The sequence below is a fragment of the Cellulomonas marina genome (assembly GCF_900111925.1).
In the GTDB taxonomy this organism is placed as follows: Bacteria; Actinomycetota; Actinomycetes; order Actinomycetales; family Cellulomonadaceae; genus Cellulomonas; species Cellulomonas marina.
On sequence record NZ_FOKA01000005.1, the window covers coordinates 1 to 22,023 of the forward strand.

Genomic DNA, 22,023 nt, shown 5'->3' on the forward strand with positions numbered 1-22,023 from the left:
CGGTCCTGCCCCTGCCACCAGCGCCACCACCACCGCCACCGGCACCCGAACCGGTCCCGGACCCCTGGGCCGGACCCATCCCCTTCTGACCACGCCTCTGACCACGGCTCTGACCACGCCTCTGATCACGCCGGGGCGGCGTCGTTGCCGTGCCACGTGGCGGTCGGCGGCGGCGCTGCGCCGCAGAGCGAGCGTGCTCCCCGACCCTCGTGGTCACCCTCGCAGCGGGTCGCGGGCGCTCCGGGCGGCGCAGGTCACGCAGAGGGCGGCCGTCGGCCGGGCGCGCAGCCGACCGGCGCCGACGGGGCCGCCGCAGCGCACGCACCGTCCCCACGTCCCGGTGTCGACCCGACGGCGGGCCTCCTCGACCTCGCGCAGCCCTGCGAGCGCGGCCTCACGCAGCCCGACGGCGCGCGACCAGTCCTGGGAGAGCGTCGAGCCCTCCGGGTCGTGCTCGTCGTCCGCCGTGGTCGCGGTGCGGGCGTGGCGCACCTCGTCGAGCTCGGCACCGGCCTGCTCGGCGCGGGTGCGGAGCTCCTGCTCCCGGGCGTCGAGCAGCAGCAGGGCCTCGGCGGGACCGGGAGCGTCAGCGTCAGCGTCGGCGTTGCGGCCTCTGCCGCCGTCACCAGGATCAGGCGCGGTCATCGGACACGTCGCCGCGACGTCGTGCGGGGCGCGGCAGGAGGGCGCCCGACGGAGGCGTCGTCCCGGCGCCGTGACGGGCGACCGCGAGCGCCCAGGCCACGAGGGGCGCCTGCAGCGGGAGCCGGAGGAGCGTCACGCGGCGGTCGCGGGTCCAGGGACCTGAGCCGTCCGCGTCGAGCGCCATCTTGGCGTTCCCGGGGAGCACGGCGACGAGCAGGGCGGCCGAGGCGAGCCCCCCGAGCCGTCGCGCTGCCGGGGGGACGAGCAGCGCCGCGCACGCCAGCTCGGCGACGCCGCTCCCGAGCACCCACGGCCGGGCGGGGCCGAGTGCGGCCGGGATGAGCGGCTCGAACACCGCGGGCCGCCGCAGGTGCAGGACACCCGCCGCGCCCAGCAGCCCGGCGAGGGCGAGGGCGGGCAGGTGCCGGCGCGCGGCGGCCCCGGTGGTCACGCGTTCCCGAGCAGCTGCTCGAACGAGGGCACGTCGTCGAACTCGTCGACCCGCACCACGGGCGGTCGGGCCGCGACCGTCGCCGCGAGCTCCGCACCCGCCCGGCGGATGCGGGACGGCAGGGCGTCCTCCGCGCTGCCCCAGTCGTCCGTCGCGGCGAAGACCGCCGTGCTCTCCACGTGCGCCCGCAGGTAGGTGAACAGCGGCCGGACGCCGTGCTCCACCGCCAGGGAGTGCCGCGCGGTGCCGCCCGTCGCGCCGAGCAGCACCGGCTTGCCCGTCAGGGCGTCCTTGTCGATGACGTCGACGAAGGACGTGAACAGCCCGGACGCCGTCGCGGCGAAGATCGGCGTCACGGCGATGAGCGCGTCCGCGCCGTCGACGGCCTCGAGGGCGTCGGTGAGCGCCTCCGAGGGGAAGCCCGTCAGCAGGCGGTTGACGACGTCGTGGGCGAGGTCCCGCACCTCGAGGGTGCGGACCTCGACCGGCACGCCGCGGGCCTCGAGCTCCTCGACGGTGGCCGACGCCAGGCGGTCGGCCAGCAGCCGCGTCGACGAGGGCTGGGACAGGCCCGCCGCGAGCACGACGAGCCGTCGCGGCTCGGGCGCGGGCACGCGGGTCGCGCCGTCCACGGCGTGCAGCGTGCCGTGCGACGAGCTGCGGGACGTGCCGGTCGGTGCACCCGTCGACGTGCCGCGCGGGCCGGTCGGGGTCGTCGCCATCAGGAGGCCGCCTTCGCGCTGGTGCGGGGGTCGTCGGAGGGGGTGGTGGCCTCGGCGCCGGACGCGTCGGCGTCCTCGGCGCGGCGGCCGGTCCAGCGGTCGGCGCCGACGACCGGCTGCGCGTGCAGCTCGCCGGCGGCGCGGGCGGCCGCGACGCGCTCGGCGTGGGTCGGGGGCCCGGAGGGCACGTGCGCGGGCCGCGCGGCCTCGGCCTCGCGGCGCAGGACCGGCACGATCTCCTCGGCGAGGAGGTCGATCTGCTCGAGCACGGTCTTGAGGGGCAGGCCGGCGTGGTCGATGAGGAACAGCTGGCGCTGGTAGTCGCCGACCTGCTCGCGGAAGCGCGCGTAGCGGTCGATGACCTGCTGCGGGCTGCCGACCGTCAGCGGCGTCTCGCGGGTGAAGTCCTCCATCGACGGCCCGTGCCCGTAGACCGGGGCGTTGTCGAAGTACGGGCGGAACTCGTCGACGGCCTTCTGGGAGTCCTTGCGGACGAAGACCTGCCCGCCGAGCCCGACGATCGCCTGGTCGGCCCGGCCGTGCCCGTGCTTCTCGAAGCGCTGCCGGTAGAACCGCACCATCTGCCGGGTGTGGCTCATCGGCCAGAAGATGTTGTTGTGGAAGAAGCCGTCGCCGTAGAAGGCGGCCTGCTCGGCGATCTCCGCGCTGCGGATGGAGCCGTGCCAGACGAAGGGCGGCACGCCGTCGAGCGGGCGGGGCGTCGAGGTGAAGCCCTGCAGGGGCGTGCGGAACTTCCCCTCCCAGTCCACGACGTCCTCGGTCCAGAGCCGCCGCAGGAGCGCGTAGTTCTCGACCGCGAGGTTGAGGCCCTGCCGGATGTCCTGGCCGAACCACGGGTACACCGGGCCGGTGTTGCCGCGCCCGAGCATGAGGTCCATGCGGCCGTCGCTGATGACCTGGAGCATCGCGTACTCCTCGGCCAGGCGGACGGGGTCGTTCGTCGTGATGAGCGTCGTCGCGGTGGACAGCGTGATGCGCTCCGTGACGCCGGCCAGGTAGCCGAGCATCGTCGTGGGCGACGAGGGGACGAACGGCGGGTTGTGGTGCTCGCCCGTGGCGAAGACGTCCAGGCCGGCCTGGTCGGCGTGCTTCGCGATGGTGAGCATCGACCGGACCCGCTCCGTGTCGTCCGGCGTGCGGCCCGTGGTGGGGTCCGTCGTGACGTCCCCCACGGTGAAGATCCCGAACTGCATCTCGCGCCTCCCGATCCATGCGTCTGCATGTACTGCTGACGAGGACCCTGAACCGTGCGCCCCCGGCGGGTATTCCGGTCGGCTCGACCCACCACGACGCTACCGTCCGGGCGCGACCTGCCGATGGTGGTCTGCGGGGACCGGGTGACGGGTCCCAGGACACGCGACCGGGCCCGGACGGGCCGGGGAGCCGGCGAGGGGACGGGACGTGCACGAGATGCGACCCTGCGTGGTGCTCGCGGGCGCCGCCACCACGGGCGGCACGGTGCTCGCGCTCGGCGACGGGTCCGCCCGCGTCGGCGTCGAGCGTGCTCCGGCGACGGGACCTGCGCGGCTCGCGGTCACGGCCCAGGGGCTCGCCGCCGTCCGGGACGAGACGGCCCTCGTGCCCGGCACGCCGGTCCGCCTGCGCGTCCAGGACGACGCGCGCGGCATCTGCGTCTACGGCGGCGTCGTCGCCGAGGTCGTGGCGGGCGAGCACGGCGGTGGGGAGGTGCGCCTCGTCGAGGTGGGGCTCCTGTCCGCCGTGCAGCTGCGCGCGGCGCTCCGCGTCGCCATCGACGTCCAGGTCGTCGCCATCGTGGTGCGCCGCGGCGCCGAGCCCGACGCCGCCCCCGAGCGCATGGAGCTGCAGCTCCTCGACCTGTCGGCGGAGGGGCTGCGCATCACCACGCCCGGGTCGCTCGCGATCGGCGACGAGCTCGTCACCGCGATCCCGGACGCCCGCCCCGTCGGCCGCGCGGCGGCCGAGCCGCTGCCCGTGCGCCTGGAGGTCGTGCGCAGCAGCGTGCACGGCGACGTGCAGCACCACGGCTGCCGGCTCGTCGGCCTCGGGCACCGCGAGGCCGAGGCGCTGCACGCCTTCGTCGCGCGCCTCCAGCGCGACCGCCGCGCCGCCTTCGCCGGCGTCTCCTGACCGGGCCCGTGCGGACGGGCCCGGACGGGACCCGGACGCGCCTGGACGACGCCTGAACCACCGGCGGGAGAGACCCGGACGGCGCGACCGCCGGCTGGACGGTCCGCGGACCCGCCCCTGGTGGTCGTCCGGCGACCGGGACGCCCCCGGGCGCCGACGGTCAGGCGACGGGCTCGTCCGGCGTCGGCGGCGTCCGCCGCGCGTCCTCGGCGACGAGCGCCGGCACCGGGCGGCCCAGCAGGCGGCGCGCCTCGTCGGCGGGGACGGCACGCGAGAACAGGTAGCCCTGCGCGCTCGCGCAGCCGATCGCCCGCAGCGCGCGCAGCTGCTCGACGGTCTCCACGCCCTCGGCGACGACGTCGAGGTCGAGGGCGCGGCCCATGGCGACGACCGCGCGCACGAGCTCCTGCGACCGCGCGTCGTCGGCGAGCTCGGCGACGAAGGAGCGGTCGATCTTCAGCGCGTCCACCGGGTAGCGCTGCAGCGTCTGCAGGGAGGAGTGCCCGGTGCCGAAGTCGTCGATGTGCAGGCTCAGGCCCGCGTCCCGGAAGCGCCGGACCATCCGGTCGGCGAGCTCGGGGCTACGGGCGATGACGCGCTCGGTGATCTCCAGCGCGAGGTGCTCCGGGCCGAGCCCGTGCCGCGTCAGCGTCGCGAGCGTCGTCGGCACGAGGTCCGCGTCCCAGAACTCGCGGTCGGACAGGTTGACGGACACGGTGACCGGCCCGGCGTGCGCGCGCCGCCACCCGGCGACGTCGCGCGCGACCCGGTCGACGAGCCAGCGGCCCAGGGCGACGACGAGGCCCGTCTCCTCCATGAGCGGCAGGAACTCCGCCGGCGGGACGAGCCCGCGCTCGGGGTGCCGCCACCGCACGAGCGCCTCGAACCGCGTGAGGTCGTCACCGGCCAGCGCCACGATCGGCTGGTAGTGGACCTCGAACTCCTGCCGCTCGAGCGCGCGCTGGACCTGGTCCTGCAGCCACAGGTGCTGCAGGGCGGCGTCGTGCATGGACGAGTCGAAGTACGACACGGAGCCGCGCTCGCGGACCTTCGCGTCGTACATGGCGGTGTCGGCGTCCCGCAGGACGTCCTCCGCGGACTCGTACCCCGCGCTGGACAGGGCGATGCCGACGCTCGCGGTCACCCACAGGGAGTGGCCGGTCACCTCGACGGGGCGGCTCAGCGCCTCGCGGATGCGCTGCACGACCGCCGGCACGTGCTCCGGCGGGAGCCCGTCGAGGAGGACGGCGAACTCGTCGCCGCCGAACCGGGCCGCGGTGTCGGCGGGCCGGACGGCCTCGCGCAGCCGGTCGCTGACGGCGCGCAGGAGGCGGTCACCGGTCTGGTGGCCGAGCGAGTCGTTGATGACCTTGAACCGGTCGAGGTCGAGGAAGAGCACTGCGAACGGCGTCCCGGCCGTCGCCCGCCGCACCGACGTGGTCAGCCGCTCGAGGAACGCGCGCCGGTTGGCCAGCCCCGTGATGGGGTCGACCGAGGCGTGGCGTCGCAGCTCCTCCTCGAGGCCCTTGCGGTGGGTGTGGTCCGACAGCGAGCCGAGCAGTCGCGGCGACCCCGTCCCGGCCGGGTGCGCGCCCAGGGGCATCGCCCGGCTGAGCAGCCACCGCCAGGTGACGTCCGAAGGCCCGCGGTAGCGGAACTCGCGCTCCTGCAGGGTCGTGCCCGTCCGTGCCGTGCGTCGCAGGTCGGCCAGGAGCCCGTCGAGGTCGTCCGGGTGCACCCCGCGCGCCCACTGCGCGCCGCGCTCGGGCTCCGGCACGTGCTCGAGGCCGAGCAGCGCCACGCACCGCGCGGACAGGTTGATGTCCCCGCCCTCGAGGTCCCAGTCCCACAGCCCCTCGTTCATCGCCGAGGCCAGCAGCGCGTAGCGCTCCTCGCTCGACCGCAGCGACCGCGCGAGGTCCTCCTGCTCGAACGACGCGCACAGCAGCGCCGCCCACTGGTTGTAGCTCTCGCGGCGCAGGTTGTCGTCGACGGACCCGACGACCGCCAGGACGCCCCAGTCGCGCCCGCGGGCGCGCACCGGCACGACGTAGACCGCCTCGCCCTGCTCGGGACGTGCCGCCGCGAGCACGTCGGACGACGGGAAGCACGCGGCCGTGCTCGCGTCCCCGGCGACGACGCGCAGCGTCCGGTGCGGGTCGTAGACGCCCTCGACGACGAGGCGGTCGCCGCGCCACAGGGCCAGCACCCCGGCGCGCACGCCCGTGCGGGACATCCAGGTGAGCCAGCGGGGGTCGCCGGCCCCGTGCCCGAGCAGCGCGACGCCCACGTCGTGCTGCTCGACGAGGGCGGCCTCGGCGCCGTGCGCCCGCCGCAGGTACTGGCCCGCGTGGACGTGGCTGAGCACGGCGGGCATGCGTCGCAGCATGGCGCGCAGCACCTGGCGCGCGGCCTCGTCGGGGGCTGCCTCGGTGCGGGCTGGCTCGGTGGGGGCTGCCTCGGCGCGGGCTGCCTCGTCGGCCTCGGCGAGGAGGGTCAGATGCGCGGTCAGCGCGCCGACGGCGCGGTCCGTGCCACCGGGCAGCAGGCGCGCGTCCGTGACGGACCGCAGCGCGGCGGCCATGCGCGCTGGCGCGGGGGTGGTGCCGGTGCGCAGGGCCTCCTCGACGACCGCCGCGACCTCCCGCAGCGCGTCCTCCACGGCCTGCTCGGGCCCCGCCGGGCCGTCGGCGTGCTCGAGGGCCGCGGCGAGGCCGTGCCGCAGCACCCCCACGGGGTCGTCGGCCCCGTCGTGGCGCACGACGTCCTCGCGCACCGCGACCGCCTCGCCCGGGCACCCGCACGACGAGCGCCGCACCAGGGCGACGGGGTGCCGCGGCTCCCCGTCCGGGTCCCGGCCCTCGCGGAGCGCGCGCAGGAGGCGCATCGCGTACGCGCCGGTCGCGTGGAAGGGCTGGTCGACGGTCGTCAGCGCGGGCACGCAGTAGGCGGCGGCCTCGATGCCGTCGAACCCGACGACCGCGACGTCCTGCGGCACGCGCAGCCCCACCCGCGCCAGGCCCGCGACGACCCCGAGGGCGTTGCGGTCGGTCGCGCACACGACCGCGGTGGGCGGCTCGTCGAGCAGCGCGAGGCCGGCGGCCGCGTGCTCGCCGCTGGCCTCGCCGTGGTCCGCCGTGGCGAGGAAGTGGGCGGGGTCGGGCGCGAGGCCCAGCTCCAGCATCGCCTCGTGGTACCCCGCGTACCGCTCGCGCATGTCCGCCTGGCCCAGGTTCCCCACGAAGCCGATGCGCGTGTGCCCGTGCTCGGCGAGGTGCCGGACGGCGGCGCGGGTGCCGGCCGCGTTGTCGGGGCTCGCGGACGCGAGACCGGCCGAGGCGAGGTCGCCGCCGGGCGGGACGCGGGGCAGCACGACGTCCTCCGACGCGGACACCACCGGCAGCCCGTGCCGCCGGAGCCGCTCGACGACGCCGCGGTCGACCGCGGTCGACACCGTCACCGCGCCCGCCACCTGGTCCCAGGCCAGCGGGGTGGCGGTCGTCGGCGCGTCGCCCGGCGCGGTCGCCCGCGTCCCGGCGTCGTACGTCTGCTGCACGACGAGACGCAGCCCCGCCCGCACGGCCTCCCGGTGCATGCCCGCGACGACGTCGCCGAAGTAGAAGCCCCCCGTCACCGGGGTGAGCACGAGGACGGCGTCGTCGGGCACGGGTCCTCCGTCCGGGTGTCGGGGTATCGGGTGGCGGGGCATCGGGACGGCGGGGGTGGTGCGGTGGTGGGCCTGCACGGCGAGGCGTCACCGGTGACCATCGGCCGGTACCGGGCGCGCGTGACGGGTGGGTGTGACGATCCTCGGGACGGATCACCCGGACGGGGCAGGTGGCGGCCCGTGCCGCCCCGCCCGGGCGGTGCCCCCACGGATGACCGCGCCGCGCCGCGGTGTTGTGACCACGGGACGACGAGCCGGACGCCCACCGGCGAGAGGGGACGACGATGACCGACCAGCCCGACGGCACCACCGCCGGACGCACGACCTACGAGGTGACGCGCACCGACGACGAGTGGCGCGCGGTGCTCGACCCCCAGGAGTTCGCCGTCCTGCGGCGCGCCGCCACCGAGCGGCCGTGGACGGGGGAGCTGCTCGACGAGTCGCGCGAGGGCGTCTACCGGTGCCGCGCGTGCGGCAACGAGCTCTTCCGCTCGGGGACGAAGTTCGACAGCCACTGCGGGTGGCCGAGCTTCTTCAGCCCGCTGGCGGAGGACCGGGTGCGGCTCCTCGAGGACCGCAGCCACGGCATGGTGCGCACGGAGGTGCTCTGCGCCCGGTGCGGGTCCCACCTGGGGCACGTGTTCGACGACGCGCCGCAGACGCCGACGGGGGACCGCTACTGCATGAACTCGGTGAGCCTCACGTTCGACGCGAGCTGAGCGCCAGCGCGTCGGGGACGCGGACGGGGCCCGTGCCGAAGGACCGGCACGGGCCCCGTCGTCGTCGGGGGAGGGCTCTCAGCGCGCCGTGCGCCGGAAGGCGTCGCCGTGCATGTCCTCGAGCTCGACGCCCTTCGTCTCGGGCACCTTGCTGAGCACGAACACGAAGGACAGCGCCGCGAACGCGGTGTAGAGGAAGTAGGGCACCGCCGCGCCGAAGGTGTCCAGCAGCGGCGGGAACGTCACCGTGATGACGAAGTTGGCGATCCACTGGGCCGCCGCGGCCAGGCCGAGGGCGGCGGCGCGGATGCGGTTGGGGAACATCTCGCCCAGGAGCACCCAGACCAGCGGGCCCCACGAGGCGCCGAAGAAGACGACGAACGCGTTGGCGCCGACGATCGCCACGACGCCCCACGGCCCCGGCAGGCTGATGTCCTCGCCGCTGCCCGACGCCTGCGTGAACGCCACGGCCATCGCGCCCAGCGACAGCGCCATCCCGAGCGACCCCGCCAGCAGGATCGGCCGACGCCCGACCTTGTCCACCAGCGCGATGGCGATGAAGGTGACCACCACGTTGGTGACCGACGTGATCGTCGAGGTGAGGAAGGACTGGCTCTCGTCGAACCCGACGGCCTGCCACAGCGTCGTGGAGTAGTAGAAGATGACGTTGATCCCGACGAACTGCTGGAACACCGACAGCAGGATCCCGATCCACACGATCGGCAGGACCTTGCCGCCCGGGTCGCGCAGCGACGCGCCCTCGGCGTTGCGGGCGTCCTCGTCGATGGTGTCCTTGATCTGGCGGACACGGGCGTCGACGTCCTCGTCGGCCGGGAGCACGTCGGCCAGGACGCGGCGGGCGTCGTCCACCTTGCCGCGGGCGACGAGGTAGCGCGGCGACTCGGGGATCGCCAGGGCCAGCACGCCGTACACGACGGCGGGCACCGCGGCGACGAGGAACATCCACCGCCAGGCCGGCCAGCCGAACCAGAGGGGCTCCGACGCCCCGCCGGCGGCGTCGCGCAGGAGCTGGTTGGACAGCAGGGCCGCGAAGATGCCGAGCGTGATGGCGAGCTGCTGCAGCGAGCCGAGGCGGCCGCACAGGCGCGCCGGCGCGATCTCGGCGATGTACGCCGGCGCGATGACCGACGCGATGCCGATGCCGATGCCGCACAGGAACCGCCACAGCGCGAGGTCCCAGGCGGAGAAGGCGGCGGCGGACAGCACCGAGGACACGAGGAACACCACGGCGCCGAGGACCATGACGTTGGTCCGGCCGAACCGGTCGGCCAGGCGTCCGCCGAGCCACGCGCCGAGCGCCGACCCGAGCAGCGCGACCGCCACGACGAAGCCCGTGACGAACGCCGACAGCGAGAAGCGCTCCTCCACCGCCGCGACGGCGCCGTTGATGACGGAGGAGTCGAAGCCGAAGAGGAACCCGCCGACGGCCGCGGCGACCGCGAGGGCCACCGCCTTGCCCTGGTGGGACCCGGAGGTGGCGGGTGCTGCGCCGCCCCGGGCGGACGTCTGGGCCATGCGTGGTTCTCCTCGTTCGTGCGGGCCGGCGCGGCTCCTGCTGCCGCGTCCCCCGGCGGGCAGGCGACGCACGCGGGGGTGGGGACGTCGGCGGGCCGGGGGTGGCCGAGGGCTCCCACTGTGGACCTGCTGGTGGGAGGCCGCACGTCGGGTGGAGGTGCATCATCGGCGGGATGGACGTCTCCTCCTCCGGCTCCGCCGGGCGCCCGCGCCCCCGCCGGCCCGCCAGCCTCGACCAGGCGACCGCCGACGCCCTGCCCGGGGGGCTGGACCCCGCGCAGCGCGCCGAGCTCGCGCACACGACGGCCGCGGCGCTGGTCCGCGACGGCCGGGCCGGCGGCGACGACCCCGCGGTGCTGGCCCGGCTCGTCGGGCTGGTGGAGCGCGAGGGGCTCGAGCTCGTCGCCACGCTCTGGTCGGACAGCCCGCCCTCGAGCCTGCCGGGCGCGCTGTGGCGGCTCTACGTCCTGCGGGAGTGGGTGCGGCGTGACCCCGTGACGGTGGCCGACCGGTACCGGCAGGGCGTCGAGCACGCCCCCGTGCAGGGCGCCGTGGCCGGCGTCGCGCTGCCGCCGGGACCCGAGGACGTGCGCGCCACGGCCGACGCGGTCCTCTCGGGCGTGTACGCGGGCGACCTCGCCGTGGCCCTCGAGCGCGCCGCCGCCTTCTGCCGGGTCCTGGCCACGGGCGGGGCCCTCGACGCCGACCACCTCGACCTCGTCGACCCCTCGGGGGCCGGGCGCCTCACCCGCGGCTCCGCGGCCCTCGGCCGGACCGCGGAGGAGCTCACCGCGGCCGCGGGGCTGTGGCGGGCCGGCGCGCTCGACTGACGCTAGTCTGGCGGAGGCGTCGGACCGCGGTAGCCCCGGGCTCCAACACCAGCCGCTCCGAGCGGCCTCGCGCCGAGAGGCGCTCCCGGTCCGGCGCCACCCCACCGGTTCGTCCTGGCCAGCCCGTCGTGCGCCGGCCACGGCCGCGTCACCGCGCGTTCACCGTCACGTCACCGGCCGTTAGGGAAACGTCCAGGTCTGTCCTAGCCTGATCGCGTCCACCCCCGTCCTGACGGAGACTCCCGTGCGCCTGCGCCTCACCCCGCGCGACACCTCGTACTTCGACCTCTTCGCCGCCCAGGCGGAGCACCTGGTCACCGGCGCCGGCCTCCTCGGTGAGCTGCTGGGCGCGCACCGCGCGCAGCGCAAGGCCGTCGTCCAGCGGATGTCGGAGGCGGAGCACGCCGCGGACGAGGCGACGCACAGCATCATGCGTCGCCTCAACCAGACGTTCGTCACGCCGTTCGACCGGGACGACATCTACGACCTCGCGTCGCGCCTCGACGACTGCATGGACCTCATGGACGAGGCGGCGGACCTCGTCGTGCTCTACAAGGTCGACGCGCTGCCCGCCCGGGTCTCCGACCAGGTGGCGGTGCTGCAGCGGGCGGCCGAGCTGACGGCGGCGGCCATGCCGCGCCTGCGCTCCATGGACTCCCTCAGCGAGTACTGGATCGAGGTCAACCGCCTGGAGAACCAGGCCGACAAGACCTACCGCAAGCTCGTCGCGCAGCTCTTCGACGAGGTGACGGATCCCATCGAGCTGCTCAAGCTCAAGGAGATCGTCGAGAAGCTCGAGGACGCGGCCGACGCCTTCGAGCGCGTGGCCAACACCGTCGAGACCATCGCGCTCAAGGAGTCCTGAGCCCCCGTGGAGCTCGCGCTCGTCATCGTCGTCGTCGTGGTCGCCCTCGGCTTCGACTACACCAACGGCTTCCACGACGCGGCGAACGCCATCGCCACGTCCGTGTCGACCCGGGCCCTGACGCCCCGGGCCGCGCTCATCATGGCGGCGTTCTTCAACCTGCTGGGCGCGCTGCTCGGCACCGAGGTGGCGACGACGATCGCCGAGGACATCATCACCGTGGCCGACGTGGCGCAGCACACGGGCCTCGTCGTCGTGCTGTCCGCGCTGGTCGGGGCCATCGTGTGGAACCTCGTCACGTGGTGGTTCGGGCTGCCCTCGTCCTCGACGCACGCGCTCATCGGCGGGCTGACGGGCACGGGGCTCGCCGCGGGCGTGACGGTGCACTGGGACGCCATCCTCGACAAGGTCGTCCTGCCGATGGTCCTGTCGCCGCTGGTCGGGTTCGGGCTCGCCTTCGCCGTCATGGTCGGCGTGCTGTGGCTCGTGCGGAACCGGCCGCCGACGCGGACGATGCGCCGGTTCCGGCTGGTGCAGACCGTCTCCGCCGCGGCCATGGCGCTCGGGCACGGCCTGCAGGACGCGCAGAAGACGATGGGCGTCATCGTGCTCGCGCTCGTCGCCGGCGGGTTCCACACCGCGGGCGGCGGCATCCCGCTGTGGGTCAAGCTCGCGGCGGCCACGGCCATCTCGCTCGGCACGTACTCCGGCGGGTGGCGGATCATGCGCACGCTCGGCCGCAAGATCATCGAGCTCGACCCCGCCCGCGGGTTCGTCGCCGAGACCGTCTCGGCCGCCGTGCTCTACACGAACGCGTACTGGCTGCACGCGCCGGTCTCGACGACGCACACGATCACCTCGGCGATCATGGGCGTCGGCGCGACGCGGCGGCTGTCGGCGGTGCGCTGGGGCGTCGCGAAGAGCATCGCGGCGGCGTGGGTGCTCACCATCCCCGCCGCGGCGCTCGTCGGGGCCGGCGCCTTCGTCGCTCTGCACGCGCTCCTGGGCTGACCAGGCCCGGCCCGAGCCGGCTCGGGCGGCTCGGCCGAGGCGTCGGGCGGAGCCCGGCCCTCACGCCGTCGGCCAGCGCTCCGCGGCGACGACGCGCGGCCCCTTCGCGGTGGCCGCCACGTGCACGACGAGGAGCTCGCCCGGCCGCAGGAACGGGTCGGAGGCCGGCAGCCACGCGGCGACGGCGCGGCGGGTGTGCTGGGCGAGGACGTCGACCACGGTCGGCAGCACGGGCCGGTGCGTGCACAGCACCGCCGGCACGGGCTCGGCGAGCAGCCCCTGCACGAGCCCCGCGACGCGGGCGGGCGAGCTCTCGTGCGCCGACTCCGTGAGCACCGGCTCCACGACGACGGGCACGTGGGCGGCGCGTGCGTAGGGCGTCACCGTGCTCCAGCACCGGTCCCACTCGCTCGTCACGACGCGCTCGGTGCCGTAGGCGGCGAGCAGCGGCACGAGGGCCCGCGCCTGCCGCCGGCCGCTGTCGGTCAGCGGCCGGTCGCCCTCGGTGCCGTCCCAGCTCGCGCGCTTGCGCGCCCGGCCGTGGCGCGCGACGACCACCGCGTGGGTCGCGAGCCGGCCCCGCTCGAGGGCGTGCAGCAGCGCGTCGAGGGGTTCGCGGTCCGCGGCACGGGTGAGGCGGCGGCGGGCCTCGTCGGCCCGGAACCAGCGGGTGCGGTCGATCTCCGTCGGCTCCGCCGGCGCCACCGGCTCGCGGGCGACGACGGCGGGCGTGGTCGGCGCCGCGGGACGCCCCGCCCAGTAGTGGACCTGCTTGAGGCGGCCGTCCGCGAGGCGGTACGTGAGCGTGGGCAGCGGCTGCCCCAGCACGACCTCGACGCCGCCCTCCTCGGCGACCTCACGGCGGGCGGTGACGGGCAGCGCCTCCCCGGGCTCGAGCTTGCCCTTCGGCCACGACCAGTCGTCGTAGCGCGGGCGGTGCACGAGCAGCAGCTCGACGCGGTGGTCCGCCGGCGCGTCGCCGCGGGTCCGGCGTTCGCGCCACACCAGCGCCCCGGCCGCCACGACGTCCGGGGCGCGGCGGCCGCTCACGTCGAGGAGATCCGGCGGCGCTGGCGGTGGCGGGCGATGAGCGTGGTCTGCTGGTCGACCAGGGGCTCGCCCTCGGGCCCGACGTGGCGGCGCGTCCACTGCCCGTCCGCGGCGAGGTGCCAGGACGAGACGGCCGGGTCGAGGCTCATGTCGACGAGCTCGATCAACGTGCTCACGTGCTCGGTGTCGGTCACCCGGACGAGCGTCTCCACGCGCCGGTCGAGGTTGCGGTGCATGAGGTCGGCGGACCCGATGTACACCTCGGGGCCCTTGAACCCGTCCTCGGCCGCCGGGTCGGCGTGCGCGAAGGCGAAGATCCGCGAGTGCTCGAGGAACCGGCCGAGGATGGACCGCACCCGGATGTTCTCCGAGAGCCCCTCCCGTCCCGGCTGCAGCGCGCAGATCCCGCGGACGACGAGGTCTACGCGCACGCCCGCCTGCGACGCGCGGTACAGCGCGTCGATGACGGCCTCGTCGACCATCGAGTTGACCTTGATCCTGATCCACGCGTCGTGCCCCGCCCGCGCCGCCGCCGCCTCGCGGTCGATGCGCGCCACGAGCCCGCTGCGCACGGAGCGCGGGGCGACGAGCAGCCGGTGGAACCGTGACTTGGGCGCGTACCCCGAGAGCTGGTTGAACAGCCGCGTCAGGTCCTGGCCGATGTCGTTGTCGCAGGTGAGCAGGCCGATGTCGGTGTAGAGCCGGGCCGTCTTCGGGTTGTAGTTGCCCGTGCCGATGTGGCAGTACCGCCGCAGCCCGTCGGCCTCCTGGCGCACGACGAGGGACAGCTTGCAGTGCGTCTTGAGGCCGACGATGCCGTACACGACGTGGACGCCGGCCTGCTCGAGCTTGCGCGCCCACTCGATGTTGTTCTGCTCGTCGAACCGGGCCTTGATCTCCACCAGCGCGAGGACCTGCTTGCCGGCCTCGGCCGCGTCGATGAGCGCGTCGACGATGGGGGAGTCGCCGGACGTGCGGTACAGCGTCTGCTTGATGGCCAGCACGTGCGGGTCCGCGGCGGCCTGCTGCAGGAACGTCTGCACCGAGGTGGAGAACGAGTCGTACGGGTGGTGGAGCAGCACGTCACGACGGCGGATGGCGGCGAAGACGTCCGTCGGCGTCGCGGACTCCACCTCGGCGAGCTGGCGCGGCGTCGTCGGCACGAAGCGGGGGTAGGACAGCGCGGGCCGGTCGAGGTCGGCGACGAGGTTGAGGCCCGTGAGGTCCAGCGGGGCCGGCAGCTCGTACACCTCGTCCTCGGCCATGCCCAGCTCGCGCGTGAGCAGCCGGCGGATGCGCGGCGTGATGGACTCCGCGATCTCCAGGCGCACGGGCGGCCCGAAGCGGCGGCGCAGGAGCTCCTTCTCCATGGCCTGCAGGAGGTTCTCGGCGTCGTCCTCCTCCACCTCCACGTCCTCGTTGCGCGTGACGCGGAACGTGTGGTGCTCCTGCACCGTCATGCCGGGGAAGAGCTGGTCGAGGTGCTGGGCGATGACGTCCTCGACCGGCACGAAGGACATGGGCTCGCCCTCGGCGCCGCCGCGGCCCGTCGGCACGCCCGGCCGCCCGGCCGCGTCGACCGCGATGAAGCGCGGGAGCAGCGGCGGGACCTTCACGCGCGCGAAGTGCTCCTTGCCCGTCGAGGGGTTCACGACGAGCACGGCGAGGTTGAGCGAGAGCCCCGAGATGTACGGGAACGGGTGCGCCGGGTCCACCGCGAGCGGGGTGAGCACGGGGAAGATCTGCCGGCGGAAGTACTTGCGCAGGCGCTCCTGCTCGCTCTCGCCGAGGTCCTCCCAGCGCACGAGCGTGATGCCCTCGCCCGCCAGGGCGGGCTGCACCTGCTCGGCGAAGACGGCCGCGTGCCGGGCCTGCAGCTCGTGCGCCCGCTCGGAGATGGCCTCCAGGACCTGCCGGGGCGACAGGCCGGACGCCGCGGTGACCGCCAGGCCGGTGGCGATGCGGCGCTTGAGCCCGGCCACCCGGACCATGAAGAACTCGTCGAGGTTCGAGGCGAAGATCGCCAGGAACCGCACGCGCTCCAGCAGCGGCAGCCCGGGGTCCTCCGCGAGCTCGAGCACCCGCTCGTTGAAGGCCAGCCACGAGACCTCGCGGTCGAGGAAGCGGTCCTCCGGCAGCGGCGGCAGCTCCTCGGCGGGGACGACGGGCACCCGCGGCACCTCGTCGCGGCGCGGCGGCGTCGCGGCGATGTGCTCGGCGATGTGCGCGGCCAGGGACTCGTCGAGGACGGGCGCATCGGTCATGGGGCCCATGGTGGCACCCGTCGGTGACGTGCGCGTCCGCCGCCCGTTCGCCCGGTGTTCACGCACCGGTGCACGGGTCGCGGCGGCGCCGTCCCCGTCCGCCGGCGGGCCGTACAGGACGTCGGCGCGCTCCCGCTCGAAGCCCGCGCGGCGGTAGGCGCGCACCGCGGCCGCGTTGTCGGACTCCGTGTACAGCACCGCCCGCCGCAGGCCCCGCCCCGCCAGGTCGGCGACGACCCGCTCGGTGAGGAGCCCGCCGAGGCCCTGCCCCTGCGCGTCGGGGTCGACGGCCAGGACGTACAGCTCGCCGGTGTCGCCGTCCGGCGGGTCGACCTTCAGCCAGCAGGAGGCGACGAGCGCGCCCGTCCCGTCGGTGGTGCCCGAGCCGTCGGGCGCACCGGTCCCGTCGGCCGCCCCCGTGCGCTCGACGAGCCAGAGGTCGGCGGGGTCGAACCAGGGCTGCGCCGCGCGGTCCTCGAGGTCGCGCCGCGTCAGCCGGCCCTGCTCCGGGTGCCAGGAGAAGGCGCGGGCGTTGAGCGCGAGCCACGCCGCCTCGTCGCGCCCGGGCACGAAGGGCCGCAGCGCGAGCCCGTCCGGCAGCGGCCGCGGCTCGGGGACGAGGCCGTCGCGGGCCGCGGCGGTGAGGTCAAGCGCCATCCGCCACAGCGAGCGGGCGGGCTCGAGGCCCAGGTCCTCGACGAGCGCCCGGGCGGCGGGCAGGTCCCCGTGCGCCCACACCTGGAAGCCGCCGGGCGCCAGCGCCCTGACGCGGTCCAGCAGCAGCGCGCCCGTGCCCTGGTCCCGGGCGGCCGGGTCCACGACGAGCTCCACCGTGGGCAGGCCCTCGTCGTCGGGCACGAGCTGGGCGTACCCCACGTACCGCCGGCGGTCGCGCGCGACGAGGTGGACGACCTCGGGGCGGCCGACCTGCAGGAGCGTCTGCTCCGACAGCGGCTCGACGCCGTCGACGCGCTCCGCTCGGCGCGCGAGGGCCCGGACGGCACCGCGGTGGACGGCCCCGTCCTGCCCCGGGCGGACCGTCTCCACGGTGATCACGCCCCACATCACAGCACACCACCGACGGCTCCGGTCGCTGGCCCCAGGCAGGCTCCGTATCCTCGGGTGACCCCGACCGCCCCGAGCCGGCGGCCGCCACCACGGGGGACGACGACTCGGACCGACGACGCAGAGCACCACGCAGACCCACGACGACGCCCTGATGGAGACCACGTGCCCGGAAACGCGACCACCCGGTTCCGGAACGTGTCCCTCCTGTCGGTGACGAGCACGATCCCGTCGCGCGTGACGACGTCGGCCGAGCTGCAGGACCGGCTGGCCCCCGCGCTGGACCGCCTGCGGCTGCCGCGCACCGTCCTGCAGCGGGTCGCCGGCGTCCTCGAGCGCCGCAACTGGGCCCCGGGCGAGGGGTCGGACGAGGCGACGGTCGCGGCAGGCAAGGCCGCGCTGTACGAGGCGGGCGTGAACCCGGCCGACATCGGCCTGCTCATCAACACGTCGGTCACGCGCAAGCACCTCGAGCCGTCGGTGGCCGTCCGGCTGCACCACGGTCTGGACCTGCCGACGTCGGCGATCAACTTCGACGTGGCCAACGCGTGCCTCGGGTTCGTCAACGGCATGAGCCTGGCCGCCGGGATGATCGAGTCCGGGCAGGTCCGCTACGCGATCGTGCTCGCGGGCGAGGACGCGGACGACATCCAGGTCAACACGGTCGAGCGCCTCCTGCGGGCCGAGTCCGACCGCGACGCCTTCATGAGCGAGTTCGCCAGCCTCACGCTGGGCTCGGGCTCGGCGGCGGCGGTGCTCGGGCGCACGGACGAGAACCCGGGCGGGCACCGGCTGCTCGGCGGGGTGACGCGGGCGGCGACGCAGTACTACGACCTGTGCGTCGGCAGCGTCGACGGCATGTTCACGGACGCGCGGATGCTGCTCAAGGGCGGGCTCGACCTCGTCATGAGCGCCTGGCGCGAGGCGTCCGACGAGTGGGACTGGTCGGCGATGGACCGCTACGTGACGCACCAGGTCTCCAAGGCGCACACGGCCGCGGTGGTCAAGGCCGCCGGTCTCGACCGGCGCCGCGTGCCGACGACGTACCCGCGCTACGGCAACGTCGGCCCGGCGTCGATCCCCATCACGCTGGCCGAGGAGCAGCAGTCCCTGCGCGCCGGGGACCGCGTCCTGCTGATGGGCGTCGGCTCGGGCCTCAACACCGCGATGATGGAGCTCGCCTGGTGAGTGGCGTGCCCACCGGGGTCCCCCGCGCGGCGACCGCGACGTGAGCGGCCCCACCCCGGTCGACGGCCTGCCCGGCGTCGACCCGCGGGACAGCCGCGTCCTGGACGTGCCGGCGGCGCCCGGCGACAGGGGCGGTGACGGGCCCGGTGACGCGGCGGGTGACGCGGCGGGCGACGCGACGGGTGAGACCCGGCGGTGGCACGTGCTCGACACCGCGGCGCGGCTGGCGGGGCTCGGCGTCGAGCCCGTCGGCACCCTGCTCGCCGTGCACGGCAACCCGACGTGGTCCTACCTGTGGCGGGCGCTGCTCGCACGCACGGTCGCGGACGCCGCGGCGGGCCGGCCGGCCTGGCGCGTCGTCGCCGTCGACCAGCTCGAGTTGGGCTTCTCCGAGCGCACGGGCCGCCGCCGGGACCTGGCGCAGCGGCTGGCGGACCTGTCCGCGCTGACCGACGCGCTGGGGCTCAGCGGGCCGGGGGCGACGGGCCCGGTCGTCACCGTGGGGCACGACTGGGGCGGGGTGGTCTCGCTCGGCTGGGCCGTGCGGCACCCCGAGGTGCTCGCGGGCGTCGTCACCCTCAACACGGCCGTGCACCACCCCCTCGGCGACCCGCTGCCCGCGCCGCTGCGGCTGGCGACCGCGCGCGGCGTGCTGGCGTCCGCGACCCGGCGGACCACCGCGTTCCTCGACGTCACGCTCGCGCTGGCCCGGCGTCCCCCGCTGCCCGACGAGGTGCGCGCCGCCTACCGCGCGCCCTACGCCGGACCCGCGGGCGGGCCGCACCGGCGCGACGGGATCGCCGGCTTCGTCGCCGACATCCCGGCCGACGCGACGCACCCCAGCCGGCCGGCCCTCGACGAGATCGCGGACGGCGTCGCCCGGCTCACCGTGCCGGCGCTCGTGCTCTGGGGTCCCCGCGACCCCGTCTTCACCGAGCGCTACCTCGACGACCTCGTCGACCGGCTGCCGCACGCGCGCGTGCACCGCTACGTCGGCGCCGGTCACCTGCTGGCCGAGGAGGTGCCGTACGCGGACGCCGTGGCGGCGTTCGTCGCCGAGGAGGTGGCGCCGTCGGTCGCCCGCCCCGGACCGGCGGGGCCGTCCACCGCTGACCTCGCCGGCAGGACGGACGGCGGTGACGCGGCCGGTGCCGCCGCGCCCGCCGGCGCGCCCGCGCCCTTCGTCCCGCTCTGGCGCGCGCTCGACGAGCGGGCCGACGACGACGGGCCGGCCGTGCTCGACCTGTCGGTCCGACGGCGCGGCGCGCCGCTGACGGTGTCGTGGCGGCGGCTGGCGGGGACGGTCCGGGCGCTGGCCGCCGGGCTCGACGCGGCCGGCGTGCGTCGCGGCCAGCGCGTGCAGCTGCTGGTGCCGCCGGGGCCGACCCTCACCGCCCTGGTCTACGCCTGCCTGCGCCTCGGGGCCGTGGTCGTCGTGGCCGACGCCGGGCTGGGCGTGCGGGGGTTGTCGCGGGCCGTGCGCGCGTCCTGGCCGGACGTCCTCGTCGCCGCCGAGCCGGGCCTGCTGGCCGCCCGCGCGCTGGGGTGGCCGGGGCGGCGCGTGTCCGCGGTGGGGCTGCCCGCCGCGGCCCGGGCCGCGCTCGGCGTGGAGACGACGGTCGCCGGTCTCGTCGCCGTCGGGCGGGTCCGGCTGGCGGCCGGGCTGCCGCTGCCCGCGGAGCCCGGAGCCGACGACCCCGCGGCCGTGCTGCACACGTCCGGGTCCACGGGTCCGGCCAAGGGCGTGCGGTACACGCACGGGCAGCTCGCGGCGATGCGGGACGTCGTGCGCGACCACTTCGGCATCGGGCCCCGGACGGGCCTCGTCACCGGGTTCGCGCCGTTCGCGCTGCTCGGGCCGGCGTTCGGCACGCGGTCCGTGACGCCGGTGATGGACGTGTCGGCGCCGCGGACGCTCACGGCGCGGGCGGTCGCCGACGCCGTGCGGGCCGCCGACGGGCGGGTCGTGTTCCTCTCGCCCGCGGCGATCCGGAACGTCGTCGCCACCGCCGGGGAGCTGGGAGAGGCGGACCGGGAGGCCCTGGGTCGCGTGACGACTTTCCTGTCGACGGGGGCCCCGATCGCCGAGCCGCTGCTCGCGGCGGCCGCCGCCCTCATGCCGGGCGCGGTCCCGCACACCCCCTACGGCATGACGGAGTGCCTGCTCGTCACGGACGTCACGCTCGAGGGCGTGCGCGCCGCGGCCGGCGCCCCCGACGGCGGCGTGTGCGTGGGCGTGCCGATCGGCCCCGCGCGCGTGCGGATCGCGCCGCTCGACGAGGGTGGCCGCGCGGTCGGTGCCGCCGCCACGACGCCGGGCGTCCTCGGGGAGGTCGTGGTCTCGGCCCCGCACCTCAAGGACGGCTACGACCGGCTCTGGCTGACCGACCGGGAGGCGGCGCGCGACGTGTCGGACGCGGAGGGCGCGCGGGTCGGGGCCGGTCCCCGCTGGCACCGGACGGGGGACGTCGGGCACCTCGACGACGAGGGCCGGCTGTGGATCGAGGGCCGGCTGGCCCACGTGCTGACGACGGCCGTCGGGCCGGTCGCGCCCGTGGCGGCGGAGACCGCCGCCGAGACCGTACCCGGGGTGCGGCGGGCGGCGCTCGTCGGCGTCGGGCCAGCCGGCGTGCAGGTGCCCGTCGTCGTCGTCGAGCCGGAGGCCGGATCGTCGCTGGCGCGCTCGCGGACCGGTCCGCTGCGCGGTCGGTCCCCGCTGGCGCCGGCGGAGCTCGTCGCCGCCGTGCGCGCCGCCGTCGGGCCGGACCGCGCCGGCGTGCCGGTGGTCGCCGTGCTCGTCGCCGACACGCTGCCGACCGACGTGCGGCACAACTCGAAGGTCGACCGCGCGCGGCTCGCGGCGTGGGCGGCCCGGGTGCTCGCGGGCGACCCGGTGCGCCGGCCGTGAACGGGACCGTCCTCGTCACGGGGGCCAGCGGCTTCCTCGGCCGCGCGACGGCCGGGGCGCTGCTGACGGCGGGGTACGCGGTGCGCACCCTGCAGCGGCGGCCCGGCGGGGTGCCGGGGGCCGACGACGTGCTCGGCTCGGTCACGGACCCGGCGGCGCTCGCGCGGGCCGTCGACGGGGTGGACGCCGTGGTGCACCTGGCGGCCAAGGTGTCGCTGGCCGGGGACCCCGCGCAGTTCGCCGCGGTGAACGTCGGCGGGACGCGGGCGCTGCTCGACGCCGCCCGGGACGCCGGCGTGCGGGACGTCGTGCACGTCTCGTCGCCGTCCGTCGCGCACGCAGGGACGGCGCTCGTCGGGGTCGACGCGGGACCGGCCGACCCGGTGGGCGCCCGGGGGGAGTACGCGCGGACCAAGGCCGCCGCCGAGCGGCTGGCGCTCGCGGCCGACGGGCCGGACCTGCGGGTGGTGGCGGTCCGCCCCCACCTCGTCTGGGGGCCCGGCGACCCGCAGCTCGTCGCGCGGGTCCTCGACCGGGCGGCCCGGGGCCGCCTCCCGCTGCTCGACCACGGCACCGCGCTCGTCGACTCCACGTACGTCGACAACGCCGCCGACGCCTTCGTCGCCGCGCTGCGGCGCCTGGACGTGACCCATGGGCAGGCCTACGTCGTCACCAACGGGGAGCCGCGCACGATCGCCGACCTGCTCGGCGGCATGTGCCGGGCCGCCGGCGTCCGCGAGCCGCGATGGAGCGTGCCGGCCGGGGCCGCCCGTGCCGCGGGCGCGCTCGTCGAGGCCGTCTGGGCGCGCCGCCCGGGGACCGACGAGCCGCCGATGACCCGGTTCCTGGCGGAGCAGCTCTCGACGGCGCACTGGTTCGACCAGCGCCGCACCCGCGCCGACCTGGCGTGGACCCCCGCCGTGACCGTCGACGAGGGGCTGGACCGTCTCGCGCACGCGGTGCGAGGCTGAC

General features: G+C 76.2%; 16 protein-coding genes and 1 pseudogene. 8 read left to right on the forward strand and 9 right to left on the reverse strand.

All coding sequences use genetic code 11. The features are described 5' to 3' along the window. Window positions 1-213: 213 nt before the first annotated feature. Genes BM048_RS06590 through BM048_RS06605 form a run of 4 tightly spaced genes read right to left on the reverse strand, consistent with a single transcriptional unit; the run spans window position 214 to window position 3,032 of the window. The gene (locus tag BM048_RS06590) at window positions 214-645 is read right to left on the reverse strand and encodes a TraR/DksA family transcriptional regulator (RefSeq protein WP_090031703.1); all 432 of its coding nucleotides are present in this window, start codon (window positions 643-645) and stop codon (window positions 214-216) included. Continuing rightward, on the reverse strand, window positions 632-1,096 hold the full coding sequence (locus BM048_RS06595) for a DoxX family protein (RefSeq protein WP_239078934.1): 465 nt from the start codon (window positions 1,094-1,096) through the stop codon (window positions 632-634). The genes BM048_RS06590 and BM048_RS06595 overlap by 14 nt, the downstream gene beginning before the upstream one ends. Continuing rightward, entirely contained in the window at window positions 1,093-1,818 is a 726-nt protein-coding gene (locus BM048_RS06600; RefSeq protein WP_090031705.1) for an FMN reductase, read from the reverse strand. The genes BM048_RS06595 and BM048_RS06600 overlap by 4 nt, the downstream gene beginning before the upstream one ends. Beyond that, window positions 1,818-3,032 carry an LLM class flavin-dependent oxidoreductase gene (locus BM048_RS06605; RefSeq protein WP_090031706.1) on the reverse strand — a complete coding sequence of 405 codons (1,215 nt, stop codon included), beginning with the start codon at window positions 3,030-3,032 and terminating at the stop codon, window positions 1,818-1,820. Before BM048_RS06605 ends, BM048_RS06600 begins: the two co-directional genes overlap by 1 nt. Window positions 3,033-3,249: 217 nt before the next feature. On the opposite strand from BM048_RS06605, the gene BM048_RS06610 reads away from it, so the two are divergent. After that, window positions 3,250-3,948, forward strand: coding sequence for a PilZ domain-containing protein (locus BM048_RS06610; protein WP_239078936.1), 699 nt, complete (start codon window positions 3,250-3,252; stop codon window positions 3,946-3,948). A 160-nt stretch (window positions 3,949-4,108) separates the two neighbouring features. Here BM048_RS06610 and BM048_RS06615 read toward each other — a convergent pair whose 3' ends face one another. Next, window positions 4,109-7,615, reverse strand: a complete 3,507-nt coding sequence (locus tag BM048_RS06615; protein WP_175499360.1) for an EAL domain-containing protein — start codon at window positions 7,613-7,615, stop codon at window positions 4,109-4,111. 284 nt (window positions 7,616-7,899) lie between these two features. Between BM048_RS06615 and msrB the strand changes: the two genes are divergently transcribed. Further along, window positions 7,900-8,334: a peptide-methionine (R)-S-oxide reductase MsrB gene (gene msrB / locus BM048_RS06620; RefSeq protein WP_090031711.1), complete on the forward strand. Its 435-nt coding sequence runs from the start codon at window positions 7,900-7,902 to the stop codon at window positions 8,332-8,334. Between the two features lie 78 nt (window positions 8,335-8,412). Here msrB and BM048_RS06625 read toward each other — a convergent pair whose 3' ends face one another. Further along, window positions 8,413-9,870 carry a sugar porter family MFS transporter gene (locus BM048_RS06625; RefSeq protein WP_090031713.1) on the reverse strand — a complete coding sequence of 486 codons (1,458 nt, stop codon included), beginning with the start codon at window positions 9,868-9,870 and terminating at the stop codon, window positions 8,413-8,415. 173 nt (window positions 9,871-10,043) lie between these two features. Between BM048_RS06625 and BM048_RS06630 the strand changes: the two genes are divergently transcribed. The 3 genes from BM048_RS06630 (at window position 10,044) to BM048_RS06640 (ending at window position 12,576) form a co-directional block, all read left to right on the forward strand. Beyond that, window positions 10,044-10,700 (forward strand): hypothetical protein, encoded by a 657-nt coding sequence (locus tag BM048_RS06630; RefSeq protein ID WP_090031714.1) that lies wholly within the window; start codon window positions 10,044-10,046, stop codon window positions 10,698-10,700. Between the two features lie 244 nt (window positions 10,701-10,944). Beyond that, window positions 10,945-11,565: a DUF47 domain-containing protein gene (locus BM048_RS06635; protein WP_090031716.1), complete on the forward strand. Its 621-nt coding sequence runs from the start codon at window positions 10,945-10,947 to the stop codon at window positions 11,563-11,565. A 6-nt stretch (window positions 11,566-11,571) separates the two neighbouring features. Next, window positions 11,572-12,576, forward strand: a complete 1,005-nt coding sequence (locus tag BM048_RS06640) for an inorganic phosphate transporter (protein WP_090031718.1) — start codon at window positions 11,572-11,574, stop codon at window positions 12,574-12,576. 60 nt (window positions 12,577-12,636) lie between these two features. Here BM048_RS06640 and BM048_RS06645 read toward each other — a convergent pair whose 3' ends face one another. The 3 genes and pseudogenes from BM048_RS06645 to mshD all read right to left on the reverse strand — a co-directional run. Then, complete coding sequence (locus BM048_RS06645) at window positions 12,637-13,626, reverse strand: NUDIX hydrolase (protein ID WP_090031719.1); 990 nt, start codon at window positions 13,624-13,626, stop codon at window positions 12,637-12,639. Beyond that, complete coding sequence (locus BM048_RS06650) at window positions 13,623-15,890, reverse strand: RNA degradosome polyphosphate kinase (protein WP_239078935.1); 2,268 nt, start codon at window positions 15,888-15,890, stop codon at window positions 13,623-13,625. The genes BM048_RS06645 and BM048_RS06650 overlap by 4 nt, the downstream gene beginning before the upstream one ends. A gap of 171 nt (window positions 15,891-16,061) precedes the next feature. Next, a pseudogene (mshD, locus tag BM048_RS18695) lies at window positions 16,062-16,955 on the reverse strand (mycothiol synthase); the annotation flags it as partial. Between the two features lie 165 nt (window positions 16,956-17,120). Between mshD and BM048_RS06655 the strand changes: the two are divergent. The 3 genes from BM048_RS06655 to BM048_RS06665 are packed head-to-tail and all read left to right on the forward strand — an operon-like array spanning window position 17,121 to window position 22,022. Then, window positions 17,121-18,143, forward strand: coding sequence for a 3-oxoacyl-ACP synthase III (locus BM048_RS06655; protein WP_090031723.1), 1,023 nt, complete (start codon window positions 17,121-17,123; stop codon window positions 18,141-18,143). Between the two features lie 40 nt (window positions 18,144-18,183). Further along, complete coding sequence (locus BM048_RS06660) at window positions 18,184-21,051, forward strand: alpha/beta fold hydrolase (protein WP_090031724.1); 2,868 nt, start codon at window positions 18,184-18,186, stop codon at window positions 21,049-21,051. Next, entirely contained in the window at window positions 21,048-22,022 is a 975-nt protein-coding gene (locus BM048_RS06665) for an NAD-dependent epimerase/dehydratase family protein (RefSeq protein ID WP_090032064.1), read from the forward strand. Before BM048_RS06660 ends, BM048_RS06665 begins: the two co-directional genes overlap by 4 nt. Window position 22,023: the final 1 nt, after the last annotated feature.